The organism is Pseudomonadaceae bacterium SI-3 (assembly GCA_004010935.1).
Taxonomy (GTDB): domain Bacteria; phylum Pseudomonadota; class Gammaproteobacteria; order Pseudomonadales; family Pseudomonadaceae; genus Stutzerimonas.
This window is the reverse complement of the sequence record CP026511.1, coordinates 3,173,172-3,189,823: the sequence shown is the minus strand read 5'-3', so window position 1 is coordinate 3,189,823 and position 16,652 is coordinate 3,173,172. Positions and strand designations below refer to the sequence as shown.

17 protein-coding genes are annotated in these 16,652 nt (G+C 60.7%); 12 read left to right on the top strand and 5 right to left on the bottom strand.

What is annotated here, in order from left to right; genetic code table 11:
• The first annotated feature begins 11 nt into the window (after positions 1 to 11).
• The 5 genes from C1896_14975 (at position 12) to C1896_14955 (ending at position 4,063) form a co-directional block, all read left to right on the top strand.
• Positions 12 to 836, top strand: coding sequence for an amino acid ABC transporter substrate-binding protein (locus C1896_14975; protein AZZ46087.1), 825 nt, complete (start codon positions 12 to 14; stop codon positions 834 to 836).
• Between the two features lie 48 nt (positions 837 to 884).
• Positions 885 to 1,184 carry a hypothetical protein gene (locus C1896_14970; protein ID AZZ47688.1) on the top strand — a complete coding sequence of 100 codons (300 nt, stop codon included), beginning with the start codon at positions 885 to 887 and terminating at the stop codon, positions 1,182 to 1,184.
• The gene (locus C1896_14965; protein AZZ46086.1) at positions 1,181 to 1,987 is read left to right on the top strand and encodes a hypothetical protein; all 807 of its coding nucleotides are present in this window, start codon (positions 1,181 to 1,183) and stop codon (positions 1,985 to 1,987) included. Before C1896_14970 ends, C1896_14965 begins: the two co-directional genes overlap by 4 nt.
• Positions 1,988 to 2,101: 114 nt before the next feature.
• Positions 2,102 to 3,532: a PLP-dependent aminotransferase family protein gene (locus C1896_14960; GenBank protein AZZ47687.1), complete on the top strand. Its 1,431-nt coding sequence runs from the start codon at positions 2,102 to 2,104 to the stop codon at positions 3,530 to 3,532.
• Between the two features lie 21 nt (positions 3,533 to 3,553).
• Positions 3,554 to 4,063, top strand: a complete 510-nt coding sequence (locus tag C1896_14955) for a hypothetical protein (protein ID AZZ46085.1) — start codon at positions 3,554 to 3,556, stop codon at positions 4,061 to 4,063.
• 13 nt (positions 4,064 to 4,076) lie between these two features.
• Here C1896_14955 and C1896_14950 read toward each other — a convergent pair whose 3' ends face one another.
• Both C1896_14950 and C1896_14945 read right to left on the bottom strand, forming a co-directional pair.
• Positions 4,077 to 6,656 carry a bifunctional diguanylate cyclase/phosphodiesterase gene (locus C1896_14950; GenBank protein AZZ46084.1) on the bottom strand — a complete coding sequence of 860 codons (2,580 nt, stop codon included), beginning with the start codon at positions 6,654 to 6,656 and terminating at the stop codon, positions 4,077 to 4,079.
• A 138-nt stretch (positions 6,657 to 6,794) separates the two neighbouring features.
• A complete protein-coding gene (locus tag C1896_14945; protein AZZ46083.1) occupies positions 6,795 to 6,962 on the bottom strand; it encodes a DUF2897 domain-containing protein in 168 nt (55 codons plus the stop codon).
• A 161-nt stretch (positions 6,963 to 7,123) separates the two neighbouring features.
• On the opposite strand from C1896_14945, the gene C1896_14940 reads away from it, so the two are divergent.
• Positions 7,124 to 7,819, top strand: coding sequence for an orotidine-5'-phosphate decarboxylase (locus tag C1896_14940; protein ID AZZ46082.1), 696 nt, complete (start codon positions 7,124 to 7,126; stop codon positions 7,817 to 7,819).
• A 44-nt stretch (positions 7,820 to 7,863) separates the two neighbouring features.
• On the opposite strand, the gene C1896_14935 is transcribed toward C1896_14940, so the two are convergent.
• Together C1896_14935 and C1896_14930 are read right to left on the bottom strand one after the other, a co-directional pair.
• Positions 7,864 to 8,868, bottom strand: coding sequence for an NADP-dependent oxidoreductase (locus tag C1896_14935; GenBank protein AZZ46081.1), 1,005 nt, complete (start codon positions 8,866 to 8,868; stop codon positions 7,864 to 7,866).
• A 30-nt stretch (positions 8,869 to 8,898) separates the two neighbouring features.
• Positions 8,899 to 9,084, bottom strand: a complete 186-nt coding sequence (locus C1896_14930) for a hypothetical protein (protein ID AZZ46080.1) — start codon at positions 9,082 to 9,084, stop codon at positions 8,899 to 8,901.
• Here C1896_14930 and C1896_14925 point away from each other — a divergent pair.
• Positions 9,083 to 9,844, top strand: a complete 762-nt coding sequence (locus tag C1896_14925) for a short chain dehydrogenase (GenBank protein AZZ46079.1) — start codon at positions 9,083 to 9,085, stop codon at positions 9,842 to 9,844. The two genes, C1896_14930 and C1896_14925, sit on opposite strands and share 2 nt — an antisense overlap.
• 14 nt (positions 9,845 to 9,858) lie before the next feature.
• Here C1896_14925 and C1896_14920 read toward each other — a convergent pair whose 3' ends face one another.
• Positions 9,859 to 11,055 carry a hypothetical protein gene (locus C1896_14920; GenBank protein ID AZZ46078.1) on the bottom strand — a complete coding sequence of 399 codons (1,197 nt, stop codon included), beginning with the start codon at positions 11,053 to 11,055 and terminating at the stop codon, positions 9,859 to 9,861.
• 300 nt (positions 11,056 to 11,355) lie between these two features.
• On the opposite strand from C1896_14920, the gene C1896_14915 reads away from it, so the two are divergent.
• The 5 genes from C1896_14915 to fliI are packed head-to-tail and all read left to right on the top strand — an operon-like array spanning position 11,356 to position 16,651.
• Complete coding sequence (locus C1896_14915) at positions 11,356 to 11,685, top strand: flagellar hook-basal body complex protein FliE (GenBank protein ID AZZ46077.1); 330 nt, start codon at positions 11,356 to 11,358, stop codon at positions 11,683 to 11,685.
• A 15-nt stretch (positions 11,686 to 11,700) separates the two neighbouring features.
• On the top strand, positions 11,701 to 13,488 hold the full coding sequence (locus C1896_14910) for a flagellar basal body M-ring protein FliF (protein ID AZZ46076.1): 1,788 nt from the start codon (positions 11,701 to 11,703) through the stop codon (positions 13,486 to 13,488).
• Complete coding sequence (locus tag C1896_14905) at positions 13,481 to 14,497, top strand: flagellar motor switch protein FliG (GenBank protein ID AZZ46075.1); 1,017 nt, start codon at positions 13,481 to 13,483, stop codon at positions 14,495 to 14,497. The genes C1896_14910 and C1896_14905 overlap by 8 nt, the downstream gene beginning before the upstream one ends.
• A 17-nt stretch (positions 14,498 to 14,514) precedes the next feature.
• On the top strand, positions 14,515 to 15,303 hold the full coding sequence (locus C1896_14900; GenBank protein ID AZZ46074.1) for a flagellar assembly protein FliH: 789 nt from the start codon (positions 14,515 to 14,517) through the stop codon (positions 15,301 to 15,303).
• The gene (fliI, locus tag C1896_14895; protein AZZ46073.1) at positions 15,293 to 16,651 is read left to right on the top strand and encodes a flagellum-specific ATP synthase FliI; all 1,359 of its coding nucleotides are present in this window, start codon (positions 15,293 to 15,295) and stop codon (positions 16,649 to 16,651) included. The genes C1896_14900 and fliI overlap by 11 nt, the downstream gene beginning before the upstream one ends.
• Position 16,652 lies beyond the last annotated feature (1 nt).

Here is a 16,652-nt window from a genome sequence, read left to right as displayed (position 1 = left end):
TGAGGTTTTCCATGCGCTGTGCCGTTCCGCTGATGTCCGCCTTGCTCGCCTTGTTGTTGGCAACACCTCTCGCGGCGCACGCGGCGGCAGCAAAGTGTGATCGGCTGATCGCGACTGGCGGTGCGGACAACCCACCTTTTCTCTGGCGTGATCCGCAAAACCCCAAGCGTCTAGTGGGTGCGAATGCCGATCTGCTGAAAAAGATTACCGACTCGCTCGATTTGAAACTTGACGTGCTCTACACAGGTGACGCGCCGAAGGCGCTTGAGCAAGTGCGCAGCGGCCGAGTGGACGTACTGGCCGATGCGGTACTGTCTCCCAGCGAGCTGGCCTATCTGGACTTTATCCATCCATCGATCACTAACTTGCAGATGTCTGCCTGGGTACGTCAAGAGCCGGGGTTCCTCTACTCTAATCGGGAGGATCTGGCAGGTCGCTCGGGCATTTATGTCACGACGGCTGGCTTTGGCAGTGCATTCGACAGCTATGCCAAAGACAACCTCAATCTGCGCTCGGTGCCGAGCCTGGCCAAGGCCCTAAGCGCACTGTTGGCGGGCAAAGCTGATTATGTACTGCACGAGCGCTACAGCCTGATTGCATATGCAGCCCGACAGGGATTGCTAGCCGATATACAGCGGTTGGACCCACCGGTTTTCATCCGCGGTTTGCATTTTGCGGTCGCTCACGACTCGGCCTGCAACGGGCCATGGCTACGCGGACAGCTGGCGATAAAAATGACAGAATTGCGAGCCGCGGGAGTGCCGCAGCAACTGCTGGTGGACAACATCGAGCGCTGGAAGCAGCAGTCAGCGTCGACACGCAATTCGCAACGGTAGGATTTTCACTTGATAAAACATCTTTGCGGCACGCTCGTGCTGTTCGCAATGGTTGGTTGTGCCAGCGATCCCGCTCCCATTGAACAGCTGCGACTTACCGAGCAGGCGTTGAACCAGGCACGCTCGTTGGGCGCTTCGGATCTGACACTGGCTGAGCAGAAACTGGCGGCTGCGGAGGCAGCGATGAAGAGCGAGCATTATCGAGAGGCACGCCTGCAAGCCGAGCAAGCCGAACTTGACTCGCGACTTGCCGAGGCCCGCTTGCTTAATGAGAAAAGTCAGCAGGGGCTGGCGGAGTTGCACCGCCGTATCGCGCGCTTGCGAGAACAGCTGGGAGCGTTGCAGTGAAGCCGGTCTATCTAATACCCGCGCTGCTGGTAGCGCTTGGCGCACTTTCAGGTTGCGCGACGCACGAGTCGCAGCAACAGCTGGAAGACGCAGCCATGACTTTTCAGAGCATCAGTGAAGTGCCGCAGATCCTTCAGGATGCGCCCAAGGACGTTATGCGGGCGGGCGAGTCACTGGAGCGCGCAAAGCGCTTCGCTGGCTACTGGGGTAGCGCAGAGGATGTCATTCATTATGCCTACCTCAGCAAACGTTATAGCGAGATTGCGCGCCAGCACAGCGAACAGTTACAGAATCAAAGGCGCGCGACCCAGCTGAGCATGGAGCTAGAGCGTCTACGTCAGGCTGTACAGGAAGCCAGGATGCTCGACATGCAACATCAGGGGCGCTGGCTGGAGGATCAGATGGTCAGCCTGGCGGCGGCCGAGACCGATCGCGGTCTGGTCATGACCCTGGGTGACGTGCTGTTCAGGGCGGCCAGTGCCGAACTAGGCGCATCCGCCAACCGCACGCTGCTCAAGGTCGTCCATTTCCTGCAGCTCAATCCCAAGCGGCGGGTCCGGATCGAGGGCTATACGGACAATCGCGGGGATGCGGCCGAAAACCTCGCCTTGTCCAAGGCGCGTGCGCAAACGGTCGGCGACTTCATGCAAAGCCTCGGGATCGATGCGGGGCGTATCGAGGTGGTCGGCTATGGCGAGCAATATCGCGTCGCCGAGAACGCGTCGGCGCGCGGACGTGCACAGAATCGGCGGGTCGAGGTTTTGTTTTCTGACGAGCAAGGACGTCTGAGCAGCCCCCGTTGAACTCAGATAGTTATAAAGGTAACTGACTGTGTCGGCGAGTTAGCGGGTAACTGTATTGGTCGTGCATAACGGTGTTGTACTACTGTTATGGTCCAGTTGGCGGAGACGGACGAAATGACCAATCTGTTGCTTTATCAGCGTATTGCACACCAGCTCGCCGACGATATCCGGCGAGGCGTCTATCGCCCGGGCGAGCGGGTGCCCTCGGTGCGCAAAATGAGCATGCAGCTGAACGTCAGCCACGCGACGGTCCTGCAGGCCTATGCCAATCTGGAAGACCAGGGCATGATCCGCGCCCGTCCGCAATCCGGTTTCTACGTTCATCACACTCCCGCACTGACCGCGCCCACACCGGATATCGCTCAGGTCGAACGGCCGACGTTGGTCACCCGCAGCAGCATCATCAATCAGGTGCTCAGTGAATCGCGCCGTGACGGGCTTATACCGCTAGGTGCCGCCGTACCGCACGTGGACTATCTACCGGCTCGTGCGTTACATCAACAGCTCGCCAAGGTCACTCGTTTCCAGAGTCAGCAGGCATTCAGCTACATGTTCAGCCCCGGCTACGAGCCGCTACGCCGGCAGGTGGCGATTCGCATGCGCGACGCGGGCGTGGTCGTCGGACCTGACGACGTGGTGATTACGCACGGCTGCGTCGATGCGCTGCAGATGTCCTTGCGCGTGCTGACCAAACCCGGCGATTTGATCGCAGCGGAGTCGCCCAGTTACTACGGTTTGCTGCAATTGGCCGATTTGCTCGGGCTCAAGGTGATCGAGATCCCTTGTGATCCGGATACCGGGCTTAGCCTCGAAGCGTTGCAGCTCGCGGCCAGCCAGTGGCCGATCAAGGCGCTGGTACTGACGGCGCGTTTAAGCAATCCGCTCGGTGGCAGTGTTCCCGACGTACGGCAGAAGCAGTTGCTGAAGCTGGCAGCGAATTTCGACATTCAGATTGTCGAAGACGATATCTACGGCGAGTTGTTGTTCGACGTCGGGTCGATCAGGGCGCTCAAATCCAATGATACCGAGGGGCGGGTGATTTATTGCTCAAGCTTCTCCAAGACCATTTCACCCGGTGTGCGTATTGGCTGGATTATTCCTGGCCGCTACCGTGAGGAGATTAAGCGTTTGCAGACCTTCAGCACGCATTCGGCCTGCAGCGTTACGCAGATGGGCGTTGCCGCGTATCTGGAAAATGGGGGTTATGACCGCCATTTGCGCTACATCCGCCACGAGTACCGAAAGAATCTCAGCGCTTTCCAATTGGCCGTGCAACGTTACTTCCCGGAAGGCACTCAGATGACTCGACCTACGGGCGGTTTCATTCTCTGGGTCAGTTTACCGGCCCGGGTGAATACCAAGGATCTGCATGTCCAGGCGTTGCAGCGGGGGATCAGCATCGCGCCGGGTCTGATTTTCAGCAACACTGAGCAGTTCAATCACTGTGTGCGGCTCAACTGCGCGCTGCCCTGGACGGCCGAGGCGGAGCGAGCATTGAAGACCTTGGGTGAGCTTGCTGGAGAGCTTTGCCGACAATCGAGCTAATTGATACGAGGAGGGCGGCAGATGAGATGGCTGATGCTGGTGGGGCTATCGCTCCTTGGCGCCTGCGACAAGGTTCCGGATCAGCCTGCGCCTCCTGCACCGCCCAAGGTCACTGTTTCGACGCCTGATACTGCTGCGCCGGTAATAGCCGAGCCCAAGCTGGATGCGAGGGATCGCCCGGAGAGCATCGAGATCGAAACCGAGTCGGCTTTGGTAGCGAACCCCGAACCATCACCAGCCGAACCCGCGGCCCCTCCGCCAAAGGTCAAGGGTGCACCCGCCGCTGCGCCAAAGACCAAGCTGGAGAAGGTGGAACTGCCCGAGCCGGATCTCGACCTGAGCCTACCGGAGGATTGGACCGAAAGCCTCGGTCCAGCGGACGAACCGACGTCCCTGAGTTTGCTTCCGCCGCTGTTCGAATCCAGTCAGGACTCTCGCTCGCTGCAGATGAGCGGCGAGCTTTTGCCAGGAATGGTCCAGGACGAAGCCATCATCGATGGGGCGCAGATCAATTTCGAACTCAAGCGTTGAATGTGCTGACGGATTATGGATTCGCCTCGTCGGCCGGACGGGCCTTGCTGAGCAACGCGCTGAGCTCCTTCGCGGGCAGCGGATGGCTCATGTGGAACCCTTGCAGTTCGCTACAACCGTCAGCCAGCAGTAGGTTCAGCTGTTCCAGCGTTTCCACACCTTCAGCGGTAACGCGCATACGCAAACCACGGCCGAGGTCGATCAACGCTTTGACAATGGAATGGTTTTCTACTGAGAGGGACATGCCCGCAATGAAACTGCCGTCGATCTTGATCATGTCGAACGGGTAGTTACGTAGGTTGCTCAGCGATGAGTAGCCAGTGCCGAAGTCATCCATTGCCAGTCGCAGGCCGAGCGATTTCAGCCGATTGAGCACACCCAGAGTGCTCTCGTTTTCCTGCAGCAACGCGGTTTCGGTAATCTCCAGTTCCAGTCGGTTTGCGGGCAAGCCACTATCACCGAGCGCGCTGAGTATCACCTGGTGGAGATCGCCAATGCGAAGTTGCAGCGGCGATAGATTGACAGACACAACCAGGTCATCACTCCAGTTTGCCGCCTCGAAGCAGGCCTCGCGCAGCACCCATTCGCCCAGTGGCACGATCAGCCCGGTCTCTTCTGCCAGCGGAATGAATTGTTCGGGTAGCAGCAGACCCCGGCTGGGATGGTGCCAGCGCAGCAACGCTTCAGCACCATTGATACGCATGTCTTCGCTCAGATAACGGGGCTGGTAATACGCTTCGAACTGACCTTCGGCAATCGCTTGGCGCAGCTCGTCTTCCTGACTGCGCCGTTCATGCAGTCGCTTGTCCATCTCAATGCCATAGAAGCACCAGGTGCCACGCCCGTCGGCCTTGGCCTGATACAAGGCGATGTCGGCGCACCGCAGCAGCTCGCTGGCCTGGCTGGCATCGGTAGGCGCCAAGGCAATTCCGACGCTGGCGCCTATGTGGATCTGCTTGTCCTCATAGCTGAATGGCTCGCTGATGGCACCGACAACGCGGGCACATAGCGCCTCGATGTCTTCGTTGTGTTGTAAGCGGCTCATCACCATGACGAACTCATCGCCGCCCAGGCGGGCGACCAGATCGTCACCTCGGATGCACTGTTTCAGACGGTTGGCGACACCGATAAGGACCTCGTCGCCGGCGCCATGACCGAGGGTGTCATTCACCGGCTTGAAGCGATCCAGATCGATATAGAGAACGGTCAGCCGCGACGCGGTGGTTAGCGAATTGAGTTTGCTCTCGAGGTAATCGCGCAGCCGATTTCGGTTGGGCAAGCCGGTCAAGGCGTCATGCTGAGACAAGTATTGGACACGAGCCTGTGCCTTGGTCTCTTCGGTGACATCGCTGGCAGTGCCGCGATATCCCAGCAGTCGGCCGCCATCGCGGATCTCCCGGGCAGACAGGCGACAATGCCGCACGCATCCATCCGCGGCGTGATAGCTGCAACGCAGCGGCACGTTGTGTTTACCGCTCAGCCATTCCTGCAGTGCGGCGTGATCAGTGACCAGCAGGCCGATCAGCGGGCGGCCAATCCAGGTCGCAGGCACATGCCCGGTAATTTCCTCGAAGCGAGCAGACAGGTAGGTGAGCTGGACATGATGGTCCGTTTCCCATATCCAGTCGGAAGCAGCTTCCGCCACGTCACGAAAGCGCTCTTCACTGGCCGCCAATGCGGTGCGGCTGATCACCAGGCGCCTGTAGCTGGCGTCCATGATGCGGACGGTTTTGAGTGCCTGGCACAACAGCAGCCAGGCCAGCAGGCTGAGCCCGAGAGTGACTGCACCGAGCACCGGCAACGTGATCCACAGCAGATATTCACCGGGTTGCGACACGCTCCAGGTAAAACGCACTGGCGAGCCATCGAGCCTGTTGAGTTCGACCTGTGCACCCTCGATATGCTCGTTGCCGCGGTCTACGCGCAGGCCTTCGACGGCGTAGGCTTCTCCGAGGTCAAGCAGCCACTCGGGGTCCATCAGGTCAACGAAGACCAATACCGAGGCAGGGCCGGGTTGCTCTTCGATATCGCTGCCCCCGGTGGTCATCACTGCAGCAGTCGCCATGGCCGGATGGCCTTCGGCGGTGAGTATGCCAGCGGACGTCTCGTCATCCTCAAGGGCTATCCGCGCATCGATCAGCAGCGTTTTTAGCCCGTTCTTGAGCCATTGCTGCGCATCGACCTGAACAAGTTCACCGCGAATGACCGAGTAGGTGGTTTTCCCGTCCGGATCGATCACGAAAACGGCGTCGTAGCCAAAATCCTGGTACAGCGAAGGCCCCAGGTTTTCTTGTTCGTATGCCCAGTTCAGGTTCACCCGACTGCTCAGATTGGCATAGGCATCACCCCAGAACGCGTTATCCGCTACGTGGCGGCTCATGCCGCGTTGGTGCGCTTCAAACGCCTTGCCCGTCAGGAAGCGCTCCCGCACAAGCGCATCACTGTCAATAGTGCTGGCGATTTGGATAACCGCAACCGCAGCCGCCAGAAGCGCGGCCGCCAATAGGCAGGCGATGCCGGGCAGGGTGCGACGAGCGAAGGCGCTTTTAGCGTTGGGGTCGAGGTTATCGGTGAGGGAGCGAGATGCTGACATTCAATCATCCTGTTGAGAGGATGAATGATCGCCTGAATCATGGCCAAAGGCCATCGATGGCCGCTGATTGCAGCACTTTATAGACGCGCGGTTCATGGGTGCCAAGCCGAGTGGACGCAGTGCTACGCAAGGCTGTGTTCAGCGATCCCGAGCGTCTTGGGCATCTGCCTCGGCATTACGCTGAGCGATGCGCTGTTTTTGCTCGTCGGTCAGCGGAATCTTGCGGGCCCCTGCGCGCAACATCAGCAAGCCGCCGATAATTGTTCCGATTACGAGAGCCAGTAAAAGCCAGATATACCAAGGCATGTGAGTTCTCCAGTAGCTTGATCGGTATGTACACCACCTTACGCCCGGCTGCAGCGTTAGGCCATCCCGGCGCGGACTGTGGCCTTGCGGGCGTCTGAGCAGCTCCGCCGGTTACCGGTTTTTCTGCGACAATACGTGCCGAATTTTGCCGAGGACGTGCCATGCCCTGCCACACTCCGATCATCGTTGCGCTCGATTTCCCCTCCCGTGATGCTGCGCTGGCATTGGCCGGCCAACTAGACCCGGCTCTGTGTCGCGTCAAGGTCGGCAAGGAACTGTTCACCCGTTGCGGCCCACCGGTGGTGGAAGCTTTGCAGGCCAAAGGCTTCGAGGTGTTTCTCGACTTGAAATTCCACGACATCCCCAACACCACGGCTATGGCCGTCAAGGCGGCAGCAGAGCTGGGCGTGTGGATGGTCAACGTGCATTGCTCGGGCGGCCTGCGGATGATGACTGCTTGCCGGGAAGCGCTGGATAAGCTGAGCGGGCAGAAGCCACTGCTGATCGGCGTTACGGTGTTGACCAGCATGGAGCAGGCAGACCTTGCTGACATCGGCCTGGATCTGCCACCGCAGCAGCAAGTATTGCGTCTCGCAGGGCTGGCTGAGAAGGCGGGCCTGGATGGGCTGGTCTGCTCGGCTCAGGAGGCGCAACCCTTGAAAGCGCAGTTCGCCGGTTTGCAGCTGGTGACGCCGGGCATTCGTCCCGCCGGCAGCGCAGCGGATGATCAGCGGCGCATTCTCACCCCTGCGCAGGCGATTACAGCAGGTTCAGATTATTTAGTGATCGGCCGTCCGATCGCCCAGGCCGCCGATCCAGCTCAGGCGTTGGCAGCAGTCGTTGCAGAACTGGCGTGATCAACTAGCCGGCCGCCATCGCGGCGACCGGCGATTTAGCGCGCTCAGCTGACCTTCAGCACCAGCTTGCCGAAGTTGCCGCCAGTGAACAGCTTCATCAATGTCTCTGGGAAAGTCTCCAGGCCCTCGACGACATCTTCCTTGCTCTTCAGCTCACCGCTCTGCATCCAGCCAGCCATGTCTTTCATGGCTTCTGGATAACGTGAGACATAATCCATCACCACCATGCCTTGCATACGTCCGCGGTTGACCAGCAACGACAGGTAGTTGGCCGGGCCTTTGACTGCCTCCTTGTTGTTGTACTGGCTGATAGCACCGCAGATCACGATGCGCGCGCCAACGGCAATGCGCGTCAGCACTGCATCAAGGATGTCGCCACCCACGTTGTCGAAGTACACGTCAACGCCTTTCGGGCATTCACGCTTCAGGCCTGCTGCCACATCCTCGCTCTTGTAATCGATGGCGGCGTCGAATCCGAGCTCCTCGGTGAGGAAGCGGCACTTGTCGGCGCCACCGGCGATCCCAACTACGCGACAGCCTTTGATTTTGGCGATCTGTCCCGCGACGCTGCCAACTGCTCCGGCTGCACCGGAAATCACCACCGTTTCGCCGGCTTTCGGCTCACCCACAGACAGCAGGCCGAAGTAGGCGGTCATGCCAGTCATGCCTAGCGCAGACAGGTAGCGAGGCAGCGGCGCCTGGTTCGGATCAACCTTGTAGAAGCCTTTCGGCTCGCCGAGGAAGTAGTCCTGCACGCCCAGCGCGCCATTGACGTAATCGCCTTCGGCAAACCCAGGATGTTGGGAAGCGATGACCTTTCCCACGCCGAGGGCACGCATCACCTCGCCAATGCCGACCGGGGGAATGTAGGACTTCGCATCGTTCATCCAGCCTCGCATGGCTGGGTCAAGCGACAGGTATTCGTTCTTGACCAGTATCTGGTTCTGGCCGAGTTCGCCCAGCGGTTTTTCCGCGTACTCGAAGGTTTCGCGGTTAGGTGCGCCGACCGGGCGCTTGGCCAGCAGGAACTGGCGATTGGTCTTGTCCATGGAAACCTCTTGTGTGTGCAAACCCTTGGTTTAGCCTCCCTGGAGCAGCACTGCAAGCAAGGCGGGCGTGCTGGAATGCATTGGCATCCGCGTGAGTGATATCGCCATCCCCTGCTTAATCGGAGGGAAGGATAGCGGTATAACCATGACCAGCGTTTGGCTTGCAGTCACATTCGGACTCGGCGCCTTCATTAAATCGATCAGGGTATCTAGCATGAGCATGTCTTTTTCCGGTCAGGTTGCATTGGTTACCGGCGGTGCGGCAGGCATTGGCCGCGCGACAGCATTGGCGTTCGCCGAGCAGGGGCTGAAGGTAGTCGTGGCTGATGTGGATGAGCAAGGCGGGGCGGCTTGCGCCGAAGCCATTCGTGAGGCTGGCGGCGAGGCTGTATTCGTGCGCTGTGACGTTACCCGCGACGCGGAGGTCAAGGCGATGGTCGAGCAGGCGGTGGCGACTTATGGTCGCATCGACTACGCCTTCAACAATGCCGGAATCGAAATCGAACAGGGCCGCCTGGCTGAAGGCAGTGAAGCCGAGTTCGACGCCATCATGGGGGTCAACGTCAAAGGCGTCTGGCTGTGCATGAAGCACCAGCTGCCGCTAATGCTCGCACAGGGCGGCGGCGCCATCGTCAATACGGCGTCGGTGGCAGGCCTGGGGGCAGCGCCGAAGATGAGCATCTATTCGGCGTCCAAGCATGCGGTCATCGGCCTGACCAAGTCGGCAGCCATCGAGTACGCCAAGAAGAAAATCAGGGTCAACGCCGTCTGCCCGGCGGTGATCGATACCGACATGTTTCGTCGTGCTTATGAGGCGGACCCACGCAAGGCAGAGTTTGCCGCTGCCATGCATCCGGTAGGTCGTGTAGGCAAGGTTGAAGAAATTGCCGCTGCAGTGCTCTATCTCTGCAGCGATGGTGCGGCCTTTACCACCGGCCACGCGCTGGCGGTCGACGGTGGTGCCACGGCAATCTGATTCGCTGGGGCGATTCAGGCCGATCCCTTGGGTGCGCTGACGATCAATAGCGTCAGCACACCCGCTACCAACCCCCACAGCGCTGAGCCGATGCCGAATAGGGTCAGGCCCGACGCCGTCACCATGAAGGTAATCAGCGCCGCTTCGCGTTCACGCGGTGTTTGCATGGCCTGGGTCAGGCCGCTCCCGATCGAGCCGAGCAGCGCCAATGCTGCGATGGATAACACCAGGGCAGCCGGGAAGGAGGCGAAGAGGGCGGCCAGGGTGGCGCCGAAAATTCCGGCGATGCCATAGAAGACGCCGCACCAGACGGCTGCGGTATAGCGCCTTGCCGGGTCCGGATGTGCTTCCGGGCCACTGCAGATGGCCATGGTGATCGCGGCCAGATGGATGCCATGAGAGCCAAAGGGTGCCAGCAGCACCGAGGCGATGCCGGTCACCGAGATCAGTGGCGATGCCGGCACCGGATAGCCCTCAGCGCGAAGCACGGCCAGCCCCGGCATGTTCTGCGAGGCCATGGCGATCACGAATAGCGGAATGCCAATACTGAAGATGGCGGCAAGCGATAGATCCGGTGTAGTCCAGACCGGCGCCGCGACTTCCAGGCTCAGCTCACTGAAGTTCAGTAGACCCATCATTGCCGACAGGCCACAGCCAATCAGCAGCGCCGAAAGCACCGCATAGCGGGGTTGAAAGCGCTTGGCGAGCAGGTAACTGAAGAACATACCCAGCACCAGCACTGGCTGGACTTCTACCGCGCGAAAAATCTCGCTGCCGATGTTGAACAGGACGCCCGCCAGCAACGCCGTTGCCAGCGACGCGGGCACCTTGCGCATCAGCCGCTCGAAGCTGCCGGCTAGCCCGCACAGGGCGATCAGCGCCGAGGCGAAGATGAAGGCACCGATCGCCTCGCCGTAAGGAACGCCCGGCAGGCTGCTGATCAACAGCGCCGCACCGGGCGTCGACCAGGCGATGACCACAGGCGTCCGGTAGCGCAATGACAGGCCAATACTGCAAATCGCCATGCCGATCGACAGTGCCCAGATCCAGGAGGAGATCTGTCCGCCGCTGAGCCCAGCGGCCTGCCCGGCCTGGAACATCAGCACCAGCGAGCTGGTGTAGCCGGTGAGCATGGCAATGAAGCCGGCCACGACGGTGGAGGCCGAGCTGTCCTTGAACAGGCGTTGAGATGGAGCGGCGGTGGCGGTCATCGTCGGCTTTGGGTCCGGATTCAGGGATGGATACGCAGGGGCGAAATCGCTGACGGACCGGGGCTTGGCCTACTTCAACGCATCGTGCCAGCGATACACGACAGGCTAGGGGGTTGCGCGCTTCGCGTCGCGGTACAGCCAGCAGCGTGATCAGCGTAACAGTGCCCTAACCCTGCTTGGCGCCGTTCGTCTCCCGCGCGGCAGCGGATCGGAATGGTCGTGCGGACACTGGCACCGATGTTGCTATTACTCCTGTGCCTGCTGCGAGGCGTCAAAAAAACCGCAGCTGTTGGAGGAATGATGAGTCAGGGTATTGAATTCAATCGCTTGATGCTGGAAATGCGGGCCATGCAGACCGATGCAATGGCACGCTCCAAGCCCGTGACTGCGGCTCCAGAAGTGGGCGCGGCGAGCTTTTCCGACATGCTCGGCCAAGCCGTCAATAAAGTGAACGAAACCCAGCAGGCTTCCAATCAGTTAGCTACCGCTTTCGAGATGGGCCAGGGTGGCATTGATCTGACCGAAGTCATGATCGCGTCACAGAAAGCCAGCGTTTCCTTTCAGGCCATGACCCAGGTCCGCAACAAGCTGGTCCAGGCGTATCAAGACATCATGCAGATGCCGGTCTAAGGCAGGATTTGAACTATGGCTGACGCGCTTAGCAATGCCCCGGTGCCGGTTGGTTCGGATGCTCCGAAGAAGCCTTTGCTGGGTCTTTCCTTTCTGGAAAACCTGTCTGAAATGTCGATGCTGCGGCAGATCGGCCTGCTGGTCGGTTTGGCGGCGAGCGTTGCTATCGGTTTTGCAGTCGTGCTTTGGTCGCAGCAGCCGGACTACCGGCCATTGCTGGGCAGCCTCGCCGGAATGGACGCCAACCAGGTGATGGAAACCTTGGCGGCCGCCGACATTTCCTACACGGTCGAGCCCAATTCCGGCGCCCTGCTGGTCAAGGCCGATGACCTTGCGCGTGCGCGGTTGAAGCTGGCCAGTGCTGGTATCGCTCCGACCGACAGCAATATCGGTTTTGAAATTCTCGACAAAGAGCAAGGCCTCGGCACGAGCCAGTTCATGGAAGCGACCCGCTATCGCCGTGGTCTTGAAGGCGAGCTGGGTCGCACCATTTCCAGTCTGAATAACGTCAAGGGCGCGCGCGTCCACCTGGCCATTCCGAAGAGCTCGGTATTCGTCCGCGACGAGCGCAAGCCGAGCGCATCGGTACTGGTCGAACTCTATCCGGGTCGCAATCTTGAGCCAAGCCAGGTGATGGCGATCATCAATCTGGTCGCGACCAGCGTGCCTGAGCTGACCAAGTCACAGATCACTGTAGTCGATCAGAAGGGCAACCTGCTATCCGATCAGCAGGAGTTGACCGAGCTGAGCATGGCCGGCAAGCAGTTCGACTACAGCCGTCGTATGGAGAGCCTTTACACCCAGCGCGTGCACAACATCCTGCAGCCGGTGCTGGGCAGCGGCCGCTACAAGGCTGAAGTGTCTGCTGATGTGGACTTCAGTGCAGTCGAATCCACGTCCGAGACCTTCAACCCCGATCAGCCCGCGCTGCGCAGCGAGCAGAGCGTCAGCGAGCAGCGTCAGAGCAGCCTCGGCCCGCAAGGTGTGCCTGGGGCCCTCAGCAATCAACCACCGGGCCCCGCTGCTGCGCCCGAGAATGCTGTTGCCGGGCAGGCCGGCGCGGCGGGTGCCATCGCTCCGGGCCAGCCGTTGCTGGATGCCAATGGTCAGCAAGTCATGGACCCCGCGACCGGGCAACCGATGTTGGCGCCGTATCCGGCAGACAAGCGTGAGCAGGCGACCCGCAACTATGAGTTGGATCGGTCGATCAGCTACACCAAGCAGCAACAGGGACGCCTGCGTCGGCTGTCGGTTGCCGTGGTGCTCGATGACCAGATGACCATTGCCGCTGACGGCACCACCACTCGGGTACCGCGTACCGCCGAAGAACTGGCGCGCTTCACCCGGCTGGTACAGGACGCGGTCGGTTTTGATGCAAGCCGTGGTGACAGCGTCAGTGTGATCAATGCGCCGTTCGCCGCTGACTCGCTCGACGAGACCTTTATTGAAAGTCCGTTCTACTCGCAGCCGTGGTTCTGGGACATCGTCAAGCAGGTGCTCGGTGTCCTGTTCATCCTGGTTCTGGTGTTCGGCGTGCTGCGGCCCGTGCTGAACAACCTGACCAACGCCGGCAAGAGCAAGGAACTGCAAACAGTGGGCGGTGATGCCGAGCTCGGTGACATGGAAGGCATCGACGGGGCGCTGTCCAATGATCGAGTCAGTTTGAGCGGGCCGCAGAGCATCATGCTGCCAAGCCCGACCGAGGGATACGATGCGCAATTGAATGCCATCAAGAATCTGGTAGCAGAAGATCCGGGCCGGGTGGCTCAGGTCGTCAAAGAGTGGATCAACGCAGATGAGTGATGCTCGAGTTCCGGTCAAGCTGAACAAAATCGACAAGGCGGCGGTCTTGCTGCTTTCGCTGGGCGAGGCCGACGCGGCGCAGGTGCTGCGTCATCTCGGCCCGAAGGAAGTACAGAAGGTCGGCACGGCAATGGCGCAATTGCGCAACGTGCAGAAGAACCAGATCGAACAGGTGATGGGTGAGTTTGTCGAGATCGTCGGCGACCAGACCAGCCTTGGCGTAGGTTCGGACGGCTATATCCGCAAGATGCTCACGCAGGCCCTCGGTGAGGACAAGGCGGGTGGCCTGATCGACCGCATCCTGCTCGGTGGTAATACCAGCGGCCTGGACAGCCTGAAGTGGATGGAGCCGCGTGCCGTTGCCGATGTGATCCGCTACGAACACCCGCAGATCCAGGCGATTGTGGTGGCCTATCTGGACCCCGATCAGGCTGGCGAGGTGCTCTCTCACTTCGACCATAAGGTGCGGCTGGACATCGTCCTGCGTGTATCGTCGCTCAACACGGTGCAGCCCGCCGCGCTGAAGGAGCTGAACCTGATCCTTGAGAAACAGTTCTCCGGCAACGCCAATACCACGCGAGCAACGCTGGGCGGCGTCAAGCGTGCCGCGGACATCATGAACTTCCTGGACAGCTCCGTTGAAGGCCAGTTGATGGACGCCATTCGCGATGTCGACGAGGATCTGTCGTCGCAGATCGAAGACCTGATGTTCGTCTTCGACAATCTCGCCGATGTCGACGACCGGGGCATTCAGGTGCTGCTGCGCGAAGTATCCTCCGATGTGCTGGTCATGGCGCTCAAGGGCGCTGACGAAGCGATCAAGGAAAAGGTCTTCAAGAACATGTCCAAGCGCGCCGGCGAACTGCTGCGCGACGACCTGGAAGCCAAGGGGCCGGTGCGCATCAGCGAAGTCGAAGGCGCCCAGAAAGAAATTCTCACCATCGCTCGCCGCATGGCCGAAGCCGGAGAAATCGTGCTCGGTGGCAAGGGCGGCGAGGAAATGGTCTAGCAAGGCACTGAAACCGAATGTCCAAGGAAAACCCCAGCGATGTGATCCGCGCGAAAGACGTCAACGTTTTCGATCGCTGGGCCTTGCCGAGCTTCGACCCCTTGGGCGCAGAGCCGGAAGCCGCGGAGATTGGCGAGGCGCCGGCCGAAGACGAAGAACTGTCACGCAGCGAAGACGTACCGGTCGAGGAAGTCAAACCGCTGACGCTCGACGAACTCGAGGCGATCCGTCAGGAGGCCTACAACGAAGGTTTCAGCACTGGCGAAAAGGATGGCTTTCACGCCGGTCAGCTCAAGGCCAGGCAGGAGGCAGAGGCGGCGCTGACGCCCAAGCTGGACAGCCTGGAAAAGCTGATGGGGCAGCTGCTCGAACCCATCGCCGAGCAGGACCGCAACCTCGAGCACGCCATGGTCACCCTGGTCAGCCAGCTGGCCCGCGAAGTGATTCAGCGCGACCTGCTGATCGATTCCAGCCAGATCCGTCAGGTGCTGCGCGAGGCGCTAAAATTGCTGCCCATGGGCGCCAGCAACGTGCGCATCTACATCAACCCGCAAGATTTCGACCTGGTCAAAGCGCTGCGCGAGCGTCACGAAGAGACCTGGAAGATCGTCGAGGACAGTGATCTGCTGCCGGGCGGCTGCCGGATCGAGACCGAGCAGAGCCGGATCGATGCCAGCGTCGAGACGCGCCTGGGACAGGCCATCACGCAGCTGTTCGAACAGCAGCGGGAAAACGCCACCAGCCCGCCGGACGCCGATCTGCACCTGGACCTGCACCCAGGCACGGAGCAGCCAGATGCGCCTTGAACGAACCAGTTTTGCCAAGCGCTTCGAAACCTATGGCGAGGCGATCAAGCTTCCCAGCCAACCGATCCTCGAGGGTCGGTTGTTGCGTATGGTCGGGCTGACGCTGGAAGCGGAAGGCTTGCGCGCCGCTGTCGGCAGCCGCTGCCTGGTGATCAACGAGGACAGCTACCATCCGACCCAGGTCGAAGCCGAGGTAATGGGATTTTCAGGCGGCAAGCTCTACCTGATGCCGGTCGGTAGCCTCGCCGGCATTGCCCCCGGTGCTCGGGTGGTGCCCTTGGCCAACACCGGCCGCCTGCCCATGGGCACCTCGATGTTGGGGCGCGTGCTGGATGGCGCCGGGCGTGCATTGGACGGCAAGGGTGGGATGAAGGCCGAAGACTGGGTGCCCATGGATGGCCCGGTGATCAACCCGCTCAAGCGTCACCCCATCAGCGAGCCACTGGACGTCGGCATCCGCAGCATCAATGGCCTCCTGACCGTCGGGCGCGGTCAGCGTCTCGGCCTGTTCGCGGGCACCGGCGTCGGTAAGTCGGTCCTGCTGGGCATGATGACGCGCTTCACCGAGGCCGACATCATTGTCGTCGGGCTGATTGGCGAGCGTGGCCGTGAAGTGAAGGAATTCATCGAGAACATCCTTACCGAGGAAAGTATCAAGCGTTCGGTGGTGGTGGCTTCGCCGGCAGACGATGCGCCGTTGATGCGTTTGCGCGCCGCCATGTATTGCACGCGCATCGCCGAGTATTTCCGCGACAAGGGCAAGAATGTGCTGCTGTTGATGGACTCGCTCACGCGATTCGCCCAGGCCCAGCGCGAGATCGCCCTGGCCATTGGCGAGCCGCCCGCGACCAAGGGCTACCCGCCATCGGTATTTGCCAAGCTACCAAGCTTGGTTGAGCGCGCGGGTAATGCGGAGGAGGGCGGCGGCTCGATCACCGCGTTCTATACCGTCCTGTCCGAAGGTGATGATCAGCAGGATCCGATCGCCGATGCGGCGCGCGGCGTGCTCGACGGCCATTTTGTGCTTTCTCGCCGCTTGGCTGAGGAGGGGCATTACCCGGCCATCGACATCGAGGCGTCAATCAGCCGAGTTATGCCGCAGGTGGTCAGCGCCGAGCATATGCGTAATGCCCAACGCTTCAAGCAGCTTTGGTCGCGCTTTCAACAGAGCCGCGACCTGATCAGCGTTGGCGCCTATGTACCCGGCGGTGATCCGGAAACCGACCTCGCCATCGCCCGGCAGGCCGAAATGGTTCGCTATCTACGGCAGGGCCTGAACGAGGCCGAGCACCTGGCGCAGAGCGAAGCGCTGCTGGCCAGCGTGTTCAACCCCAAGGCCGCGGGCTAAT